Consider the following 21,031-nt stretch of genomic DNA (forward strand, 5'->3'; position numbering starts at 1 on the left):
TGTATAATTTATACAATGACAACTAGAAGGGACTGGCAGAGGACATGAGAAAGTATTGGCTGAGCATTCTCGGCAGTCTGGTGCTGGTGTTGATTGTTCCGCTGCTCTCGGTCCTCCAGACACAGCACAAGGGGGACAGGCCGCAGGCGGTGCAGGGTGTGATTGACCTTCGCTCCTGGGACGCCCGCCACGGCGGGATTATGAAGCTGGATGGAGAGTGGGAGCTGTACCGCGATGTGCTGCTGTCGCCCGGGGATTTCCATCCGGTGAACGCAGGTAAGGAGGTTCCCGCCGTATCTACAATGATTCAGGTCCCGGGGAAGTGGAACGACGATATTTCCGAACAGGGGGAGCGAAGAGCCAAAGGCTATGCTACCTACCGCCTCCAGGCGAAGATTACCCCAGGAGAAGCCATGGTCTACGGTCTGCGCACCAGCAACATCCGCAGTGCAGGCAAGGTCTACCTGAACGGGCAGGAGATTGGAAGCAGTGGGACTCCGGCAGCCTCGGCCTCTGAGGGCAGACAGAATAACATGCCTTTTATGGGATTCGCTTCGGTAACCGGGGATACCCTGGAGATTATTGTGCAGGTGGCTAACTACAGCTACTCCTCAGGCGGGATCGTTCAGCCAATTGTGATCGGTAATCAGGCCGCTATTTTGAAGCACAGGGAATTTGCCCTGTTTGTTGACGGCGCTGCGCTGATCGGATTCTTCGTGCTGTCCCTCTTCCTGCTGATGTTCTCCAAGGTGAGGGAAAGCCGGGGAGTCACATTGTATCTGGGCTTGTTCTGCATAGCGGCCTTTGTCTACATTTTCACGCATGGCGAAAAGCTCATCCTGGCGGCGCTGCCCGGCCTCCCTTACGAGATTATACTCAAGCTGCAGCTCGCGTCCTCTACACTGGTCTATTATTATCTGCTGCACTATGTCGCCAATTCAGTGAATTACCCGATGTCTATCGGGGTAATTAAGGCTTCCAGACTGGTTACGGCATTCCTGCTGCTGATTGCTGTCTTCGTCCCGGCCTATCTGTTCAGCTATCTGGAAGTGCTGCTGCTGACCTGGGGCTCGGTAAGCCTGGGCTTCGTGCTCTACTCCATGGTCCAGGGTACCCGGCGAAATCCGAAGAATATGTTCCTGATGATGGTCAGCATCGAGAGCCTGAGCGTGGTTATTATCTATTATCTGGTCAGCTTCATGGGCCTGGGGTTCAGCTATTTCATCATCTCCTACGAGATTCTTCTGTTCGGGTTCGTGCAGGCAATTCTGATGACCCGGCAATACGCAGCCTCCTTCCAGGAGGTGGAACAGCTCTCCCGCCGCCTTTTGTCGCTGGACGGATTGAAGGATGACTTCATCTCTGATACCTCGCAGGAGCTGCGGAGGCCGCTGCAGGGGATTGTCAACCTGGCCAAGGTGCTGGCGCAGGGTACGGCCGGCTCTATCAGCGCCGCCCAGCAGGATCAGCTGCTCACAATCGTCTCTACCGGCAAGCGGCTTACAGCCCTGATCCATGATATGTCGGACTTCGCCAAGCTGAATCACGGCTCTCTCTTTCTGCGCCGGCAGGCCGTCGATCTACGCATGGCAGCCTCCTCTATCATGGCGGTCACCCGTCAGGTCTATGGCAACAGCCAGCTGGAATTCCGGCTGAATCTGCCCGGGCAGCTTCCGCTCCTGGAGACGGATGAGCAGCGGCTTGCCCAGATCCTGCATAATTTATTGGCAAATGCAGTGAATTATACGCCTAGAGGCGTGATAACGCTGTCTGCTGAGGTTAAAGAAGAGTATGTTGCCATTATCATAACGGATACCGGTCAGGGCATCCCGCCTGAGCGTCTGCGTACGATCTTCGATGCAAATGATCCAAGCGGTCCTGCCGCAAGTAAGGTCTACCGGGAGAACGGGCTTGGCCTCAGTATTACCCAGAGACTGGTAGAGATGACAGGCGGGGAGATTGCAGTGCATTCCGAGCTGGGGCACGGCTCGGTCTTCAGCTTCACCCAGCCGGTATTGCAGCGAAGCAATGCGCTGCTGGAGGAGGAATTCGGGGAGCTTCACGGCTGGGAGACAGCGCCTTCGTACCCGCTTCCCGGGGAAGAGCCTGTGCCGCCGCCGTCTGAGGACTGCTGCTCCATTCTGGTAGTGGATAATGATCCTGTTAATCTTCGCGTGCTGGTTGGCGTACTGCAGCTGGATAACCATTCAGTGATTACCGCCAGCAGCGGGGCTGAGGCGATTCAGATCATCCAGCAGCATCCTGAGCTTGATCTGGTGATTGCCGACTGGGTCATGCCGGAGATGCCCGGTCTCCTGCTGTGCAAGGCCATCCGTGAACGGTTCACCTTGTCTGAGCTGCCGATTCTGGTGCTCATGGCAAGCAGCCGCCCTGATGATATCCTTGCAGCCTTCGAGGCCGGAGCGAATGATTATCTGAGCAAGCCGGTGGAGGTGCGCGAATTCAAGGCGCGGATGCAGACCCTGCTGGATATGCGCAAGTCGATCCGGGTATCCGTCCAGTCGGAGATTGCTTTCCTGCAGGCACAGATCAAGCCGCATTTCTTATATAATGCGCTGAACGCGATTATCTCGGTCTGTCCGGAGGACCCGGACAAGGCCACAGAGCTGCTGCTGGACCTCAGCCAATATCTGCGGAGCAGCTTCGACTTCCAGAACCGGGGACAGACGGTTTCCATGGAGAAGGAGCTGGGACTGGTCAAATCCTATCTTGCGCTGGAGCAGGCACGGTTCGATGAACGGCTGAATATCGAATTCGATGTACCGGAGGATGTAATGGCGATGGTTCCGCCGCTAAGCATTCAGCCGATTGTGGAGAATGCCGTGAATCATGGCCTGATGCAGAAGGAGGCCGGAGGGACAGTAAGGCTGACCGTCGAGCTGCTGCCAGGCAGGCTCAAGGTAGCGGTCACGGATGACGGTGTAGGCATGACCCCGGAGAAGATTGCAGAGATCCTCTCGGAAGAGCGGACAGAGGGGGGCATCGGCCTGCGCAATATTCAGCACCGGCTGCTCAAGATGTACGGAGCAGGCCTGAATATCGACAGTGTACCAGGAAGGGGAACCGCTATATCGTATACCATTCCCACCTAAAGCATCTGAGAACGACAAAGAGGAGGTGAGCCCGACCGATGAAGGCTATATTGATTGACGATGAGAAACCGGCGCTGCAGCATTTGGAGCGGATGCTCCAGAAGGATGGGCGTCTTACAATTACCGGGAAATTCACCTCGGCACGCCTGGGGCTTGCGCATCTGGAGCGGGAGAAGGCGGATATTGTATTCCTGGATATCGGGATGCCGGAGATGAACGGGCTGGAAGCCGGTGAATACATTGCCGGGATGGACCGGAACATCCGGATTGTCTATATCACCGCGTACAGTGAGTATGCCATCGAAGCCTTCGAGCTCAATGCTGCGGATTATTTGCTCAAGCCGGTGACCTCCCAGCGGTTAAGCAAAACCCTTGAGCGCCTGGAGGTCGGCAAGGAGAGCGCTGGAGTGAAGATGCCGCCTGCCCCGGCGTCTGCGGCACCCGTTAAGGAGCTGTCCATCCTCTGCTTCCACCGCCTTGAGTTCACAGACAGCACGGAGCCGGGGCGCAAAATGCAGTGGAGAACAAGCAAGGCGCAGGAGGTCTTCGCCCTGCTGCTGCATAACCGCGGCCAGTGGGTACTCAAGGACACGATTGTGGATCTCGTCTGGCCCGATTTCAAGCCCGAGAAGGCCGTAACGAACCTGCATACCACGGTGTACCATATCCGCAAGCTGCTGAAGGCCTGGGATATGGAGGTGCTCGTCGAATTCTCGCAGGAGAGGTACAGGCTGACCAAGGAGCAGGTGCTGCTGGATGTGGAGGAGTTCGAGCTGGGCTACGCCGGTACGCCAGTGGAGTCCGAAGAGGAATGGCTGCGCCGTGAAAAAATATTGAAGCTGTACCGTGGAGACTATCTGCAGGAGCATCATTACGACTGGGCAGAAATCCGGCGCAAGGAGCTGCAGGTGCGGTATATCCGCATGGCGCTGCATTCCGCCGAATATGAGCTGTCCTCCGGGCGGCCACGGCTGGCGCTGGAGCGGCTGCTGGATCTGCAGGCAGCAGATCCTTATTCCGACCAGCTCTGCAGACTGATCCTGCGAAGTTACGCCGACCTGGGGGATTTCATCGGATTCAGGACACACTACGATAAGTACAAGGAGCTCCTGGAGAATGAGCTGGGCATCCGCCCTGACCAGGTCATGGACAGCTGGGTCCAGAAGGTATTGTAAGCCTGTAGCCGGCCACTGCACAACGGCTTGTTGTCATTATTATTTAAAATATAGAATTTATATGTTTTACGTTATAAATTATCCTTCTATTTCTCGCTGAAACGGTACCGCCCTTTAAAAGGACGGCAAAGCAGTTTCCACTTGTATGCTGTGGTATACATATTCAAGGCTGCGGGAGTTGAAACGAAAGCGTCATGACAGCGTATCAGAAGCATACGAATATTCAAGAGGAGATGGAGTGGGAATGGATAACGGGTTGAAGGTCATCCTGTTCGAGAAGCTGCCTGAAGGCGACCTGCAAACGATTGAAGAGCGTGTCTGGAGCATGAACATGGTTACGGCGCTTGAGCATGTCAATTATATTGTCGTTGGCGGCCGTGAGTTCGAGGCGGTAGAGGGAAGGCTGAATGTGGATGAAGGGAAGCTGGAGCTTCTGCTGGTTCCCATGCGTACGGAAGGTTAAGGATGAATACCAGGAAAGGAGGCCCCAAGTTGGCAAAAGACGAAAGTGCTAAAGAACCTGCAATCAGCAGGCTGTTCACGCCGGACGGCAAACCGGTCCGCGTATTATCCACCTCGCTCGGCATTGCGCTGCTGGCTAACGCGTTATTCATTCCCGGCGGCGCAGGCGCAAGCGGCACCGGCGGCGAGGAGCCTAAGCTGGTCTCCTGGTCTACCGAGGAGGTTAAGCAATATTTCGATAAGAATGTAGACTGGAATATTCCATACCCGGAAGACCAGGAGGAGAAGGTTCAGGAAGGGCAAGGGGCTGTGACCTCCGGCGGTACGACGGTAATCAACAACTACGGCGGGTATAACTCCGGGTTCGGCTGGGACGATGTGCTTCTGTACCACATGCTCTTCAACAGCGGTTCATTCTACTCTTCCAGAGGCTGGTACAATGACCGGCCTACTTATTATGGCGGTACACGCAATACCTATAAGCCGCCTTCCTATAATAGCGGACGATTCCAGAACAAGCCGGTGGCCGGCTCGGTGGTGAAGCCGAAGACCTCAACTTCATCCACCGGCTCCATTACCAGAAGGAATACCTCTTCCAAATCAGGCGGCATCGGCGGCACCTCCAGCGGGCTGGGTTCAAGCAAATCCAAATCCGGCTCCAGTAAAAGCTCCGGCAAAAGCTCGGTGCGCTCCGGAAAGAGCGGGTTCGGCGGATGATCCAGGCGGAGCAGGCATTCGAATATATAGACCAGTCCGGTCTGGAGCGCGCTCCCCGGGTAGAGCGGCTGCATGAGCTGGGCTTCACCTGGGCCGATCTGGAGGACGAGGAATACTGGCTGGATGCGGTGGCTGTGATGCGCAGTGAGACCTACCAGGAATTGAAGGAAGCAGCTGCAGCGCTATGGGCGATTCTGGATAAGGCTGTGCGTTATGTCCATCTCAGACATGACCTGTACGACCTGCTGGGGATTCCTCCGGTGCTGTGGCAGATGCTGGATGATTGTCCATTGCCCGAGCCGGGCCTGATCAGCCGGTATGCCCGGTTCGATTTTGCCGTGGCCGGGGATGGGACGATCAAGCTGCTGGAGCTGAATGCGGATACTCCGACCGGCTATGTGGAAGCCTCCATTGCTACGCCGTGGATCTGCGCGGAAGCAGGCGTCGGAAGCGCGAATGAGGCCATGAAGCAGCAGCTTGCCGCTGCCTGGAGCGTGGAACGCCCCGACACGGTAGCCTGTGTGGATTATGGCAGCCATGAGGAGGACAGCGGAACGATTGAGGCGCTCGCCTTGCATAGCGGACTGGATGTCCGCTGTGTCGATTGCCTGGATCTGTGGATTGATGAGGGTGTGGTCAAGGACGGGGAGAACCGGATCATAGAGCGGATGTTCGCGCTGTATCCGAAGGAGTGGATGGCCGTAGATGAAGGCGGCGAAGCTCTGGCCTACGCCATTGAGAGCGGGAAGCTCCAGCTGTTCAACGGACCGCATAGCATCATCCTCCAGTCCAAGGGGCTGATGGCTGCTGTCTGGGGAATGTATGAGCTTGGCCTGCTGTTCACGGAGCCGGAACGCGAGGCCATCTCCCGTTATATCCTGCCGACTTACAATAAGGCAGTCTTCTCAGAGAGCTTTGTATCCAAATCTGTATTCGGCCGTGAAGGCGGATCTGTACGGATCTTTGATGACAGCGGCGCGCTTGAGATCGAGGACGAGGAGGGCTACGACAGCAGCCAGCTCTTCCCAGTGGTCTATCAGAAAAGGGCCGAAATGGCCCGGATCATGACGGCGGAGGGTGAGCTGCACCTGCTGACCGGCATGTTCGTCATTAACGGAACGCCCTGCGGGCTGCTTGGCCGGGCCGGCGGGCCGATTACAGGCAATGCCAGTCATTTTATCGCGCTAGGAGTGAGGGGGCTTGAAGATGTTCAAGGATAGAGAGGGGCGTGCTGCCGGGCGCAGATCCCGGAGCGCCCTGCTGACTGCATTGCTGCTGCTGGCGGTTATGGTGCTGAGTGCATGTTCGGCGAATAGCGACAGTGTATTTCATACGGGTACAGACACAACGGATAACGTATCACGTGTACCGTGGGATTACCGGGTGGTGGAAGGCAAGGTTGGCGATCTGGTCGGCAGCGATATGACTATATTGCCGGACAATGAGCTGCTTCCCAACGACGGGAATTATGCTACAGGCGACACCGTCTGGACGCTTCAGTTCATGGATGCCGAGCTGGTGACGGATGCCGATCAGAAGAATGAGATCAAGCTGTCCGCCTGGACGACGCTTAAATCCTACGCCGACCAGAAGGCGGCCACGGAGGATCTGGCCAATCTCAAGGTATCCATCACAACGGATGTGGACCTGGTTGGTGTATACAAGACGGAATACCAGAGCAAGACCAGAAATTTCGCAGTGCTGGAGCTGCCTTCCGGCAACCGGATCAAGCAGCCGATTGACGACAAGCGCTATGCCGCGCTGGAGAAGCAGAAGACAGCTTCTGTGGTGCTGGAGGAAGTACATGATTTCGCCGACTATGATTCGGCCTATGCGAAATTTCGGGGGTGGGCTAAATGACAATCGTAATTAATCTGGTGGTCAGTATTCTGACCATTGTTCTGCTTCAAGTGCTGGGTATGGTGATCTTCGCGCTCATGACTCCCTTCAAGGATATGGAGGAGCTGAAGAAGGGGAACGTGGCGGTAGCGCTGGCGTTCGGCGGCAAGTTCCTGGCGACGGCGGTCATTCTTGGAGTAGCGGCCTATACCAATACCTCCATCTGGTTCATGATGCTCTGGTTCGCGGTGGGCTATGTCTGCCTGATCGCTTCTTACTGGATCTTCGAGCTGTTCACTCCCGGCTTCCGGATTTCAGAGCAGCTGGAGAAGGGGAATGCTGCGGTCGGCGTCATGCTCTGCATGGTGTTCATCGGGACGGCCTTCGCGGTCAGCAGTCTGATTATTTAGTTTTGGCAGGCGGGCGGTGGCTGTGACCCGCAAGGGACTCGGCACAGGCTGCTGCCTGCCCGCTCAATTCACCCGGGAAGCAGGGATGAGCGTTGCATTTTCTAATCCAATTATCCGGCAAGCTGCTTCATTTGAAGAAGAAGTCCATAGCTTTTATTATTCTGGCCTTTATTCTTCTAAGCGCAACTATCGCCTTCCTGCTGGAGCCGGGCACGTTTCATAGCTGGTTCAACGCCTTTTATTGGGTGATGACCACCATGGCTACTGTAGGGTATGGCGATTACTTCGCCGCTACCGTCACCGGCAAAGTATTTACGATTTTCTTATATATCTTTGGCATTGGTCTGCTCAGTCTGGTCATCGGCAAGATTATCGATGCCATGGGTGAATTGCAGCGCAGGAGAGGAGCCGGAACCTTGACCTTTCACGGACAACATCATGTGGTGCTGATTAACTGGAACCGCAAGACACAGGCGGCAGTAGATGAGATTCTGTGTTACGACAGGGAATGCAAAGTGGTCATTATCGATGAGAACGGACGGCATCCGCTGGAATCCATGGAGCAGGTCCACTTCATCAGCGGCGATGCCGCAAGCGATGACATTCTGCTGAAGGCGAATATCGGGAGCGCCAGAGCAGCGATTGTGTTCAGCGACACCCGTATCGACGAAGCTTCCTTAAGCGACGGCAAGTCGCTGCTGATTGCTTCCAGCATAGAACGGATTGCCCCGCAGGTACATACAACCGTAGAGATTATGCAGGAGAAGAATATTCAGAACTTCAAGCATGTGCAGGTGAACGAGTTCGTACTCTCCCATGATGCCATCTCCAGACTGGCCGTCCGCTCTGCCCTGCAGGAGGGCAATTCTGAAGTGATCACCCAGCTGCTCAGCCGCGAGCACGGGGATGATATCTATGAGATTCCCCGCCGCAGCGGCTGGACAACCTATGGGGAGGCCTTTCAGGACCTGCTCCGCCAGGGGGCGACCCTGCTGTCCGACCGCGGTGATCTGGGCATTAACCGTAAGCTTGGCCAGCCGATTCCGGCAGACGCCAGACTCTACATCGTCGCTGATGAGGCCACGTACCGGAGAATCAAAGAGAGCTAGAGGCAATACCCAAGCATGCATAAGAGCTGTTCCGGTCGTTAAGACCTGGAGCGGCTCTTTTTTTGGCTGAGTAGGAGAAAAATATGATGCTGACACATAATGTTCGAAGAAACAGTAAATAATGTGACAATAATTACCGTTATATTAGTATGAATCAATTGTTAGTTGTCATTTAAGGATGTGATCGATTGGGAAGCAGATATAAGAAGGCTGCTGTTCTGGGGATGTCGCTGCTACTCTTAACCTCCTGCGGCGGCAATCAGGCAGGGCCAGAGCCATCCTCTCCTGGGTTTACTCCGGCAGTCTCTCCTTCAGGGACTACCCGGCCGGAGGAAGCGCCGCAGCTTGAACCCACGCTGGAACAGCAGGAATTATTCAATTTCATAAATACGCAGCTTACAGGACCCAATGGGGTATATACGAATCTGAAGGAGACCTCTGAATCGGCAGAGGTGGCTACCGGCCATGAGATTCTGAGCGAGTCTGCTTCTCTCCTGATGGAGACTGCCGTCCGGACCCGCAATCAGGAGCTGTTCGACCGGCAATGGAAGACAGCCCGCAGAACCTTCGATATGGAAGGCGGTTTCAGCTACCGCTACAGTCCCAAGCAGCAGAAGCGTTATCCCGTGAATGCAGCGGTGGATGACCTGCGGATGATCGGAGCGTTATATGAGGCAGGGCAGGCATTTAACCAGCCGGAATATACCAGAGAAGCTGATAAATATGGAGAACGTTTCTATAAAAACAATACTAAAAAAGGTTTCATTTATGACATATATGACAATTATTTGAAAGTGGTCAACGGATTCGTAACTTTGTGTTATATTGATCTGAGTGTATTGCAGAAATTGTCGATATCTAGCGAATTACAAGAGAATTTGTTGAATAATATGAGCAGTATTTTGGAGGAGGGATATTTGTCCGATTCTTTTCCATTCTATGAGACCCGCTTCGATTACAAGAGTGGACAGTACAGCTCTGAAGGCATCAATTCGGTAGAATCTCTGCTGACTATTCTGCATCTGGCAGAGACCGGCCGCCAAAAGCCTGCAAGCATCAGCTACATCAAAGCTCAGGTCGCAGCGGGAACCTTATTCGGACAATATACACGTGAGGGCAAGCCGGCTAATGACATCCGTTCAACGGCGGTCTATGCGCTCACAGCCATGATTGGAGCCGTGCTGGAGGATGGTGACCTCTATCAGTCCAGTATAGAACGGATGAATGAATTCAGAGTGACAGATCCTTCAAGTCCGCTATACGGCGGCTTTGGTGACCCTGCCTCCGGGCAGGCGTACTCTTTTGATAATTTGATGGCACTGCTGGCGTACTCCTATAAGGCACCATAATATAACCAAAAGGGGAATCGGAATGATAGACAACCTAGAGCTTACATCGACCCGGCCCGGTATCACGTTAGCTGGCTTTCGGATTACTCCGGCATTTGCCGCCGCGTTCTGCGTGCTGCTGGTGACGGCTATTTCGCTGTTTACCTCCCCTTATATCGGCATGGCGGATAACGGAGACTTTTACCGGATTATATATAGCAACGGCCTGTACTTCAATGCTCCGGACTATGACAGCCAGTACTTCGGCTATTTCGTGAAGCAGTTCGGAATCTTTCAATATTTCAACGAGAACAGCACGATGGTGGTCTCCTCCCAGTCCCTGTTCATCAAGCTGGCGATCTTCGTCAACAAGCTGTTTTTCAGCCGCGAGGTCTTCGATATCCGCTTCCAGGCTGCAATCTACACCTTGCTGTACGTTGCCGCAGTCTACCTGCTGGTTGAAGCGATCACGCTGAAAATGTCACCTAAGCGGGGGATGGCAGTCGCGGCGCTTGCGGTGTTCATTTTCGGGGATACAGGCTACACCAACTATTTCAGCTCCTTCTTCGGCGAGAGCCTGGTGATGGTGACCATGATTCTGGTGTTCGCCTCCTGGCTGCTGCTGTACAGGAAGAGATACAACGATTATGCCATGCTGGCGATCTTATTGATCAGCACCCTGATCCTGACTACCTCCAAGCAGCAGAATGCTCCGGTGGGAATGGTGATTTCCCTGCTCTCGATTCCGCTGGTGCTGATCCGCCGGGACAAGCTGTTCCGCTGGGTTACACTGCTGTCGGCCGGTCTGATGATGTTCGCCGGAATTGCGACGTATCTTAATATCTCCAAGGAGTTCGTGAATATTAACCAGTATCATGCGATGACACGCGGGGTGCTGATGGAATCCAAGAATCCGGAGATCGCCCTTGATTCCTTCGGGATCAATGAACAGTACGCAATTCTCAAAGAGAATACCTACTATGACCAATACGGGACGGTGGATGTGAAATCCGAGCTGCTGGATAAAAATTTCTACAGCCGTTACGGCTTCGTCTCCATTCTGACCTATTATGCTTCGCACCCGAATGAGTTGGGTTCGATTCTGGACACGGCTGCTGAGAGTGCTTATAAAATTAAGCCGGCGGCGATGGGGAACTATGAGCAGTCCGCAGGCAAGGAGTTCCGGGCGCAGAGTCATTTCTTCAGTCTGTACAGCACACTTAAAGAGAAGCTGGCGCCCCGGCCCTTCGCCTTCATCCTTCTCTGGATGGCCGTAACGATAGGGGTCTATATGCCATCGTTCGTCCGGTCCATCCGCACCCGGGATTTCCGGGGCATGCAGCGTCTGCTGGTGATTCTGGCAACGATGCTGGTCGGACTGTCGGGTATTGTAGTCTCCATTATCGGGGCGGGTGACGCGGATATTGCCAAGCATGAATTCCTGTTCACCCTGGCCTTCGATCTGATTATCTTCCAGACGGCTGCCAGCGTAATCGGCCGCGGTATCTCTTCACGCCGGTCGGTGCCGTCTGCCCCGTCCGCCCGGCCGCTTAAAGAATATCCGGCACTTCATAAAGGGGTGGGCATGTGAGACGCAGAGGAATCGTTATTCTGCTGCTAATTGTATTGGCGGGTGGTCTGCCGTCTGCGGCCGGATCGGTATCCGCTGCCGCTTCTCCGGCTCCGGCGCAGCGGATTCTGCTGCTGTTCGACAGCCTGGCGAAGAATACAGGCCAGGAGGGGAATGTGGCCGAGCTGCAGCGGCTGCTTGCCGCTTACAGCGCACAGGTCACGCTGAAGCCTATTTCCTCTTATGCGCCGGGCGGCATGAAGGGCTATTCCGGCGTGATCACTGTGATTAATAATGATGAGCTTGAGATTACGAATCAAGCCTACCTTCAGGAGGCAGCCGGGTATAAGGGGGCTATGCTGCATGTTGGATATAGACCGCCTGCCCGGATGCAGCAGACGCTGCGGCTGAAGACCGGGGTATGGCATAGAGCGGGCGCAAGCCTCTCCATCGGCGGCTTCACCGGCATTCCGCTGGAGGCCGAAGGAATGCCCTATATAACCGCTTCTGCCGCAGGGCGTTCTTATGGAACGTGGTCCTCATCAGACGGGGGGGCACAAGTACCGTTTGCGGTAAGCAGCGGCCGCTCCGCCTACCTGCCTTATCTGAAGCAGGGCGATTTCACAGCCATAGCAGCGGCCTATGTGCTGAAGGATTGGCTGCACTATACCGCGCAGCCGCAAATGTATCTGGTCATCAAGGAGATCTATCCCTTCTCGGATCTGAATCTGCTGGAGCAGCTGGCTGACCGCCTCTATACAAGCGGTATTCCCTTCATCGCGAGTGTCCGTCCGGTATTCGCAAATACCGATTTCCCCGCCATGAAGCGGTATCTGGAGGCGCTCAGAGCCGTCCAGTCCCGCAACGGCAGCATCATTGTCAATGCCCCTGCGGTCAGACCGCCGATCAATTCGAATGACCGGTCGCTGCGCGGGAAGATGAATCAGTTCATTAACGTGCTGGCCGAGGGGGGCGTGGCACCGCTCGGCGTTGCTGCCGAGAGCTATTGGACATATGACAAGGAGTATTCTTCAGCAGGAATGAGTTTCTTCGACTCGGCGGTGCTTTTTCCGGATGGAGAGACTCACTATATGGAACAGACTGACACTTCATTGGCCTTCTCTTCGTCCCTGTACAGTCTGTCCCCGGAGCTGCTGCAGGGAATTGGAAGAACCGGCAAGGCGATGCCGGAGCTTCCGCTCAATACGGCGGTGACGCTGGATCTGCCGGAGGATGAGCGGGGACTGGAGGAACTTCTGCAGCATTTGAATGCGGAATGGTATACCTTCGCAGACTATAAGCAGGAGGCCCATACGGTCCGCACGGATAAGCACACCCTTGAGTCTGCTGACGGGGTGATCCGCATGGACGGCAACACACTGGATGTCGATTATACCCCACAGAAGGTCGCCGTGGATTTCCAGTACAAGGAAAAGCAGGCGACAAGCTTCAACCGGCTGTTCAGCGTGCAGAATCAATTCTTCATTATCGTAATCCTGGCTGCGCTGCTCCTCTTCGGCGGCCTGCTCACAATCGGCTACAGGCTGTACCGCAGGAAATATTTGAACAAGTAATCCCGGAAAAATATAGCGAGTTTAGGAGAATACTATGACGATCTCAGACGTATTGATGGTGATCGCGGTCATCTGTATCTGGTCCCTGCTGCTGGTAAATGTGATGCTGATTATAGCGGGGTATCTGTACTACATTCAAACGGAAAACGAACCGGTGCCGGAAATTACCGGGGAGCACCCCATGGTGACGATTATGGTTCCTGCCCACAATGAAGGGGTCGTCATCAGCAAAACCGTGGAATCCCTGCTGGCGCTGGATTATCCGCATGACCGTTATGAGATTATCGTCATCAACGATAATTCGTCAGACAAAAGCGCCGGGCTGCTGGCTGCAATCCAGGAGCGGAATCCGCAGCGCAAGCTGATTATTATCAATACGGACGCCGTCACAGGCGGCAAAGGGAAATCCAATGCGCTCAACATCGGCTTCACCCGCAGCAGCGGGGAGCTGATTGCGATCTATGATGCCGACAATACGCCGGAGCGCACGGCGCTCAAATACCTGGTGGCAGAGATTATGAATGATGACTCCCTGGGGGCGGTAATCGGCAAGTTCAGAACCCGCAACCGGGATGCCAGCCTGCTGACCCGGTTCATTAATATCGAGACCCTGTCCTTCCAGTGGATGGCGCAGGCGGGGCGCTGGAAGCTGTTCAAGCTCTGCACGATTCCGGGGACGAACTTCATTATGCGCCGGAGCATTGTCGAGAGCATCGGCGGCTGGGATGTGAAGGCGATAGCCGAGGATACGGAGATCAGCTTCCGCATCTATATGATGGGCTACCGGATCAAGTTCCAGCCGAAGTCGGTCACCTGGGAGCAGGAGCCGCAGACAGTGAAGGTATGGTTCAAGCAGCGGACACGCTGGGCGAAGGGCAACATCTATGTCATTGTGAAGAACCTTCCGCTCCTCATCGACCGGAAGGCGGCGAAGATCCGCTTCGATATTCTGTATTATGTCTCCATCTACTTCCTGCTGCTGATCTCGCTGGTCACCTCGGATATTCTGCTCGTGCTGCATGCCATGGGGTATGTACATACGACCATCGCCGGACTCAGCAGCTTCCTGTGGCTGCTCGCCATTGTGCTGTTCGTGGTGGGGATCTTCGTTACCCTGACCACAGAGAAGGGGGAGATGAGCCTGTCGAACCTGTGGATCATTTTGCTGATGTACGTCTCGTACTGCCAGCTCTGGATGGTAGTGGCTGCTTACGGGCTGTACAACTATTTCAAAGACGTTATTTTCAAACGGGAAGCCAAGTGGTACAAAACCGAGCGTTACTAGTGCGCCGGAGGTCCAGAAATAAGATGTCAGGAGATACGGAACATGATGAAAAAACAGATCCTAACAGTGCTGCTCTGCCTCTCCCTCTTCCTGGTTCAAATCCCTGCGGCGCAGGCGGCGGTGCTTCCCGGTGAAGCCGGGGCAACGTATGAGACGCTGTTCACCAACGATGTCTCGCTGAGGGGCGCAAGCTCCCAGCAGCAGTTCTTCACAGTCATGGATTACTGGAATGTGGATAAGGTGATGATCAATCTGCAATTCCAGACCTCACAGATCAGTGAGGATAAGCTGTCGAGCGTAACCCTGTCGCTGAACGGCATTCCGTTCTATTCCTTCCGGCCGTCCCTGGACAATAACGGACAGCAGAGCCTGAGCGTTGAAGCGCCTAAAGGATTCCTGACGAAGGGCAGCAATACGCTGCGGATACAGGGGAGCTTAAGAACCACGACGGGCGGCTATGAGCTGTGCAATATCGATGATATGCAGGACAGCTGGCTGCATCTGTTCAACACCTCGAACATTGCGGTGAATTATACGCCGAAGCCCATTACTGGAGGCATTCAGGATTTCAGTGCCAGATTCTCAGGAATGGATACGGTAAAAAATGAACAAAGCCTGCTCGCCGTGCCGCAGAATGCCAGCGGGGCAGAGCTGGAGAGCGCGACCTACGCCCTCTCGGGATTCGCCAAAGGCAACACACTGAACGACAGAACTATTCCGCTGCTGCCTTACCGTGAGGATACCGTCAAGGACAAGAGTGCGGTAGTGCTGGTAGCTACGTATGATCATCTGCCGGAACGGGTGAAGAAGCTGGTAAGTACGACGGACGACCTTGGCACCCATGCGGTCATTCAACTGGTGAACAAGGATTCTCTGCCAACGCTGGTGGTGACCTCGAAGGATGAGAGCCTGCTGATTAAAGCCGGACGGCTGATGGCAAGCCGGGAGCTGATGAGCCAGCTCCGCAAGGATCTGAAGGTTGTTTCGAATGCTACCGATGTAGTGAACCCTGCGCCGGCCATCAGCTCGAACATTACGTTCACGGAGACAGGCGACAAGCTCACCGGGCCGAATCATCAGGAGCAAACGTATTTCGTCTCCCTCCCGTCCAACCGCTCCATTGCGGATGACGGCAGAATTAGCCTCGATTTCCGGTATGCGGCGAATCTGGACTTCAACCGTTCTCTGGTGACGGTGAGCATCAATAATACGCCCATCGGCAGCAAGAAGCTGACGAAGGAGCTGGCGAACGGCGATGTGCTGAATCTGAATGTGCCGCAGAGCCTGAATATCTCCGGCAATTTCACCGTGACAGTGGCCTTCGATCTGGAGCTTGCCAGCATGCTCTGCACTCCGAACAAAGAGGAGATGCCTTGGGCCTATATCAGCAAGGAATCTCTGATGCGCCTGAACACGAAAGACCGCACCGACCTGCTGTTGAGCAATTACCCGTATCCGTTCCTGCGGGACGGCATCTTCAACCGTGTAGCGGTGGTGCTGCCGAAGGAGAGGGAGGATTACACCTACCGGAGCCTAGGGAATGTCTTCAATATGCTCGGGCAGTTTGCCGGAGGAAATACCGGGGATGTCCACTTTTACAGCGATAACGCCGCAGCGGATAACCTGAAGGACAACAATATTATTGCGATCGGGAGCTATAAGAATAATAAGGTGATCCGTGACAACAACGGCAAGCTCTTTTTCAAGTATAACAAGGACGGTTTGGCTTTCCTCTCCAATGAGAAAATCGCCCTGGACGAGCAGTACGGAGCCACCATCGGCACGCTCCAGCTCCTGGAATCCCCTTACGAGAGCGGACGGGGCCTGCTTGCGGTGACTGCGGTCAGCTCCGAGAGCTACTTCGTAGTCTCGAAGCTGATCGGGAGCGAGAAGGACAGGTGGAGGGTGTACGGTGACGGCGTTGTAGCGGATAAGGACGGCACGGTGAATGCCTACCGCTTCAAGACAGTCTCCGGCGCTGCGCCGGACTCTCTGGTCTCGCGGGTGATGGAGCGCAGTGATGTGCTGGGCTTCGTGACCGCAGCGGTGATGATCGTGACGCTGGTGGTCGTGGCGCTGATTCTGATGCTGCGCAAACATAAGAAGAAACGTGGTGATCAAGCGTGAGACGTAACCGCAGCAGTCTAACCTCGGACTTAGGCTTCCTGGCCTTTCTGGTCCTGATCTTCGCCTGCATCGTATATATCGCGGGCTCACCGGATAACTACGTTCAGAACATTATTATTCTGAATGTATCGTTCATCCTGGCGCTGGTCACGTATTTCACCACGGTTACGGCGGGACTGACGCTGAATCTGGCGTTTGTCTTCGGCTACGGCTTCTTCGTGGTCTATCAGACGGTATCCCAAGGCGCATCCATCGGTGTAGAGACCTACTTCTGGCTGATTATGACTCCGCTGCTTACGGTGGTACTGTGGGTCTTCACCTCAAGCACCCGCGAGCTGCAGGCGGAGAATGAACGGCTGCTGAAGCGCACGAATAATCTGGCTGCGGTGGATGAGAATACGGATTTGCGCAACAGCATTTCTTTTCAGAAGGACGCCAGCCTGTTCACCGGAATCTCGGTCCGTTATAAAATCCCGCTGACGCTGCTTGTGGTGAAGGTGAAGTACTGGAATGAGATCCGCCGCCTGATCCCGGAAGAGCAGCTGTCAGAAGCTGTTTACGATGTCTCCCAGCTCAGCCAGTCGAGCATCCGTACCAATGACGCGCTGTATCTGCTGGACAAGGAGGATGCCACCTGGGGCCTCTTGCTCTTCACGGACCGGGAAGGGGCCAAGATTGTCATTGAGCGGATTAAACAGCGGCTGCAGGAATTGAATGACTCGGAGTTCTCCGGCAAATACAAGGTCACCCTGGGGCTGAAGATCGGTGCGGTGGAATATGCGGCGGACACCATCGAGAATCCGCTGGATTTCATTGTCCAGGCCAAAAAGGAACTGGAATACGATGTATAGTCCCTGCTGATCGACGGCGGAATGGTGAAATCGCTCTAGGACAGGCTCTTGACTCAGTGGCTGATTTCACGTATGATAGTATGGCGTGTAAAAATCGGAAGATTTACGCATCTCCCTTTGTCTAACCGGATTGTTCAAATAGACCAAGAGATGGCTTCAATACTTCTTCATAAGTTGTATTAGTACGGAAAGGAGGTTACTACAATGAAACAAGGCATACACCCTAAGTTCAACCAGGTTATTTTCTTCGATGCTAGCGTAGGCTACAAATTCCTTAGCTCATCCACTAAGTCATCCGGTGAAACTATGGAATGGGAAGACGGCAACTCTTACCCGGTGATCCGTGTAGACTCCAGCTCTGCATCCCACCCGTTCTACACAGGTAAACAAAGAGATACCGAAACTGGCGGCCGCGTTGACAAGTTCAAACAACGTCTCGCTCAGAAGAAATAATGGTATTACTATAGAGGATATTCCCGCATCCATGCAGATGGTGAAGGAGTATCCTCTTTGTTTTGCTTACTTTTGCCGGAATGATTCATTTGTGCGAAAGAGTAGGATATAATAAGGCAAAGCAATCTCAAAAATAGGAGAAATATGACATGCCGTGGATGCAGGGTTATCCGTTTTACTTGGTAATGGGCAGCGTTCTAAGTCTCTACATGGGCATCGGTTCTTACAGGCACCGCCATACACCAGGAAGATGCTATTTATGGATATTGATGCTGCTGGTCAGCATGATCTTCGCAGCTACAGCCGGAGAGATTCTATCCGGTTCCTTCGAAGCGAAGCTATGGTGGAAGAATGTGCAGCAGGGCCCGCTTTTTTTGAGTGCGATCTTTACCTATGCGGTGATTAAAGAGTATGTGTCCCGTTCCTCTGAGGGTTTGTCCAAGAGGCTTATTTATTTTTGTATCCCGGTGGCGGTTGATGTGCTGCTGATCTTCACTGACTCCTACCATCATCTGATGCGCAGCGGGGTTGGACTGGCTACGGTGGCGGGGGTTACCGGAATTGTAGTGGAGCCCACGGTACTCAGCATGATCCTCATCGCGTACGATCAGTTATTCGGACTGTATGCTGTATATCTGCTGGCCATCTCTCTCCTGAATGGGCCTAAGTATTATTTCCGCCATAATGCGCTGCTGTTATTCAGTCTGCTGGTGCCGGTCCTCTCGGTGTTCCTGCTGCCGCTGCTGCAGATTACGATTACAGGCTTCACAGCCTTCACCTACCTGCCGCCCATCGTGGCTGCTTACCTCACCTTGTTCCGCGATCCCAGATTGTCCTTATATCCGCTGGCTAAGAATAAAATTTTCGAGAATATGAAGGACGGCATCGTCCTGACGGACCGCTACGATTACATCATGGATGTGAATGAGGCGGCGGACGCTATGCTATCCGAGCTGCTGGAGGAGAAGCCGGAGACCTGGCTGGGCACCAGTATTCAGCCACTGCTCAGGCAGCACGGGCAGTTGTCGGCCTGCTATGCGGAGCGGCGGGAGGGGCAGTTTGAAATCGAGCCTCCCGGCCGGAGCGGGTCCTGTTATGGAGTGGCGCTCATTGCTACGGAGCAGCAGCTCCGGGGGAAGGGCGCGGGGATGCTGCTGGTCTTCAGTGATCTTAGCGAGAAGAAGAGGTACGAGCGGGAGCTGCTGCATCAGGCTACGGTGGACGATCTGACCGGGCTGTACAACCGCAGGCATTTCATGAGGCTGGTGCAGAATTATTCGGCGCAGATCGGGGCTGGCATGGCTTTGCTGCTGTTCGACATCGATGATTTCAAATTAATTAATGATACATATGGACACATGGCCGGCGACCAGGCACTGGTGGATTTGTCGGGCAAGATTATGCAGGTATATCATAACAAAGGGATTGCCGGGCGCGTAGGCGGCGAAGAGTTCGCCGTCTGCTTCTCCGCCGGGAATGAGGCGGAGGCCTTGAAGGAGGCAGAGAGCTTCCGCACTGCTATGGGCGGGCACATCGTTGAGCTGGACGGGGGGCATCACATCCAGCTTACGGTGAGCATCGGCATTGCTTTTACGGATCAGGCAGATGTAACCTTCGAGGACTTGTACCGTGAGGCAGACGAAGCGCTGTACCTGTCCAAGGCCATGGGGAAGAACCGGGTAACCTTGGGTCGCGAACCTATGGTGCGTCAGGCGGCTGAGGGGTAGACGTCAGCTTGAGGACTGCGCTGCTGCGGTCATAATGCATCGTTACGCCCAGCTCGGAGCACAGCGCATCCAGCGGGATCATAACTTTCCCGTTCCGCAGCTCCGGCGGAGTTCCGGCAAGGAGAACCTTCCTCCCGTTCACAGTCAGAATCATCGGCGGCTCGAATTGCTTCAGCTGCTGGATGGACAGCTCCGGGGTGAGTGTCCGGTTCCCTTCATTGATCCGTGGAGCGTTCAGCGTGGTTCTGGAGCCGAGGCCCAGTCCGATATTGAATTTCAGATGGATGCCGAGTGAATCGCAGATTTCCAGCAGCTTTTCGTTATAGGAGCCGTAAGGGAAAGCGATAGCCGAATCTGTGTTGCCCAATTCTTCTTTCAGCCTGCGCTCTGCATGGGCGAGGTCCCCGGTTACTCTTCTGTAATATTCTTCATTCAGTTCATTCCGGTTCTCGTCATGAATGTACAGTAAGGAGCTCGCCGCCGGGCGGGTGCCGCCCTCTGCATCAACAACTGCATAATAATGTAAATTATACGTATGATTATAAAAGTCCATTCCGGCGCGCTTCATCTCCCGCATCTGCTCCCAGGTCAGCTTGGGCACCTGATGCTTATTAGGGTGATCCACATCGGAGACAATGACGAAGTTCACTGCGGTGTAGCCGTACTTTTGCAGAATGGGAAACGCCAGCTTATAAAAGCTCTCATAGCCGTCATCGAACGTCAATAGAACCGCATTATCGGGAACCGGCGCACGGTCCAGCATGAATTCCCGGTACTGCTTCATCGTAATGACATGGAAGCCCTCCTGCTTCAAGAGCTGCATTTGCTCATCAAACTGTGCGGCGGGTAATACCCCGGGATAGAGCATTAACGGCGTCTCTGTCAGATGGTGATACATGAGTACCGCCACATGATCCTTGTAGTAGACACCCTTGGGGAGCGGAGCCTCCTTCTCCCAGCCGATACGCGCATTAAGAATCCGTTCAGCAAGTTCTTTATCCACCATCAGCTTATGGTCCGCGGTCAGTGCATAGGCCTCTGTCTTGATTATGGCTCCATCAAGGCCGGTAATGCTAAGCTTGGTCAATCCTTTATGTCTAAAAGGCACAGGCAGGAAGACCACCACCAGCAGCAGGATGAGGATATAACGTGTTTGCGGTTTGTGCAGGTTCAGTTTCAATGTCCGATTCTCCCCATCTCCCGAATATACAACAATAATAAACCTATAACGTCTGCCAAGACAAAAATGTGACAGGATCTTAACTAAGCGGTGTGATTTCTGTAAGGTCTG

17 protein-coding genes are annotated in these 21,031 nt (G+C 54.2%); 16 read left to right on the forward strand and 1 reads right to left on the reverse strand.

Annotated features, from left to right (window positions below; genetic code table 11):
• Positions 1 to 44: 44 nt before the first annotated feature.
• The 16 genes from NSU18_RS21175 to NSU18_RS21250 all read left to right on the forward strand — a co-directional run bounded on the left by NSU18_RS21175 (position 45) and on the right by NSU18_RS21250 (position 19,740).
• Positions 45 to 3,113, forward strand: a complete 3,069-nt coding sequence (locus tag NSU18_RS21175; protein WP_341149982.1) for a hybrid sensor histidine kinase/response regulator — start codon at positions 45 to 47, stop codon at positions 3,111 to 3,113.
• Positions 3,114 to 3,151: 38 nt separating this feature from the next.
• Positions 3,152 to 4,288 (forward strand): response regulator, encoded by a 1,137-nt coding sequence (locus NSU18_RS21180; RefSeq protein WP_341149983.1) that lies wholly within the window; start codon positions 3,152 to 3,154, stop codon positions 4,286 to 4,288.
• Positions 4,289 to 4,532: 244 nt separating this feature from the next.
• A complete protein-coding gene (locus NSU18_RS21185) occupies positions 4,533 to 4,751 on the forward strand; it encodes a hypothetical protein (RefSeq protein WP_341149984.1) in 219 nt (72 codons plus the stop codon).
• 29 nt (positions 4,752 to 4,780) lie between these two features.
• On the forward strand, positions 4,781 to 5,467 hold the full coding sequence (locus NSU18_RS21190) for a hypothetical protein (RefSeq protein WP_341149985.1): 687 nt from the start codon (positions 4,781 to 4,783) through the stop codon (positions 5,465 to 5,467).
• The gene (locus NSU18_RS21195; protein ID WP_341149986.1) at positions 5,464 to 6,687 is read left to right on the forward strand and encodes a glutathionylspermidine synthase family protein; all 1,224 of its coding nucleotides are present in this window, start codon (positions 5,464 to 5,466) and stop codon (positions 6,685 to 6,687) included. Before NSU18_RS21190 ends, NSU18_RS21195 begins: the two co-directional genes overlap by 4 nt.
• Positions 6,674 to 7,327: a signal peptide protein gene (locus NSU18_RS21200; protein ID WP_341149987.1), complete on the forward strand. Its 654-nt coding sequence runs from the start codon at positions 6,674 to 6,676 to the stop codon at positions 7,325 to 7,327. The genes NSU18_RS21195 and NSU18_RS21200 overlap by 14 nt, the downstream gene beginning before the upstream one ends.
• Positions 7,324 to 7,716, forward strand: coding sequence for a DUF350 domain-containing protein (locus NSU18_RS21205; RefSeq protein ID WP_341149988.1), 393 nt, complete (start codon positions 7,324 to 7,326; stop codon positions 7,714 to 7,716). The genes NSU18_RS21200 and NSU18_RS21205 overlap by 4 nt, the downstream gene beginning before the upstream one ends.
• Before the next feature lie 92 nt (positions 7,717 to 7,808).
• A complete protein-coding gene (locus NSU18_RS21210) occupies positions 7,809 to 8,825 on the forward strand; it encodes a potassium channel protein (protein WP_341149989.1) in 1,017 nt (338 codons plus the stop codon).
• 188 nt (positions 8,826 to 9,013) lie between these two features.
• Positions 9,014 to 10,174 carry a hypothetical protein gene (locus NSU18_RS21215; RefSeq protein ID WP_341149990.1) on the forward strand — a complete coding sequence of 387 codons (1,161 nt, stop codon included), beginning with the start codon at positions 9,014 to 9,016 and terminating at the stop codon, positions 10,172 to 10,174.
• A gap of 22 nt (positions 10,175 to 10,196) precedes the next feature.
• A complete protein-coding gene (wsfD, locus tag NSU18_RS21220; RefSeq protein WP_341149991.1) occupies positions 10,197 to 11,744 on the forward strand; it encodes a glycan biosynthesis hexose transferase WsfD in 1,548 nt (515 codons plus the stop codon).
• Positions 11,741 to 13,297 carry a hypothetical protein gene (locus tag NSU18_RS21225; protein WP_341149992.1) on the forward strand — a complete coding sequence of 519 codons (1,557 nt, stop codon included), beginning with the start codon at positions 11,741 to 11,743 and terminating at the stop codon, positions 13,295 to 13,297. The genes wsfD and NSU18_RS21225 overlap by 4 nt, the downstream gene beginning before the upstream one ends.
• Before the next feature lie 34 nt (positions 13,298 to 13,331).
• A complete protein-coding gene (locus NSU18_RS21230) occupies positions 13,332 to 14,582 on the forward strand; it encodes a glycosyltransferase family 2 protein (protein ID WP_341149993.1) in 1,251 nt (416 codons plus the stop codon).
• Between the two features lie 42 nt (positions 14,583 to 14,624).
• On the forward strand, positions 14,625 to 16,709 hold the full coding sequence (locus tag NSU18_RS21235; RefSeq protein WP_341149994.1) for a cellulose biosynthesis cyclic di-GMP-binding regulatory protein BcsB: 2,085 nt from the start codon (positions 14,625 to 14,627) through the stop codon (positions 16,707 to 16,709).
• Positions 16,706 to 17,560, forward strand: coding sequence for a diguanylate cyclase domain-containing protein (locus NSU18_RS21240; RefSeq protein ID WP_341149995.1), 855 nt, complete (start codon positions 16,706 to 16,708; stop codon positions 17,558 to 17,560). Before NSU18_RS21235 ends, NSU18_RS21240 begins: the two co-directional genes overlap by 4 nt.
• Before the next feature lie 204 nt (positions 17,561 to 17,764).
• Positions 17,765 to 18,013, forward strand: coding sequence for a type B 50S ribosomal protein L31 (locus tag NSU18_RS21245; protein ID WP_036722727.1), 249 nt, complete (start codon positions 17,765 to 17,767; stop codon positions 18,011 to 18,013).
• 149 nt (positions 18,014 to 18,162) lie between these two features.
• Positions 18,163 to 19,740, forward strand: a complete 1,578-nt coding sequence (locus tag NSU18_RS21250) for a diguanylate cyclase (protein WP_341149996.1) — start codon at positions 18,163 to 18,165, stop codon at positions 19,738 to 19,740.
• Here the strand turns inward: NSU18_RS21250 and NSU18_RS21255 are convergent.
• Positions 19,712 to 20,920, reverse strand: coding sequence for a polysaccharide deacetylase family protein (locus tag NSU18_RS21255; protein WP_341149997.1), 1,209 nt, complete (start codon positions 20,918 to 20,920; stop codon positions 19,712 to 19,714). The genes NSU18_RS21250 and NSU18_RS21255 overlap by 29 nt on opposite strands.
• Positions 20,921 to 21,031 lie beyond the last annotated feature (111 nt).

This window comes from Paenibacillus sp. FSL H8-0048 (assembly GCF_038002825.1).
Taxonomy (GTDB): Bacteria; Bacillota; Bacilli; order Paenibacillales; family Paenibacillaceae; genus Paenibacillus_AQ.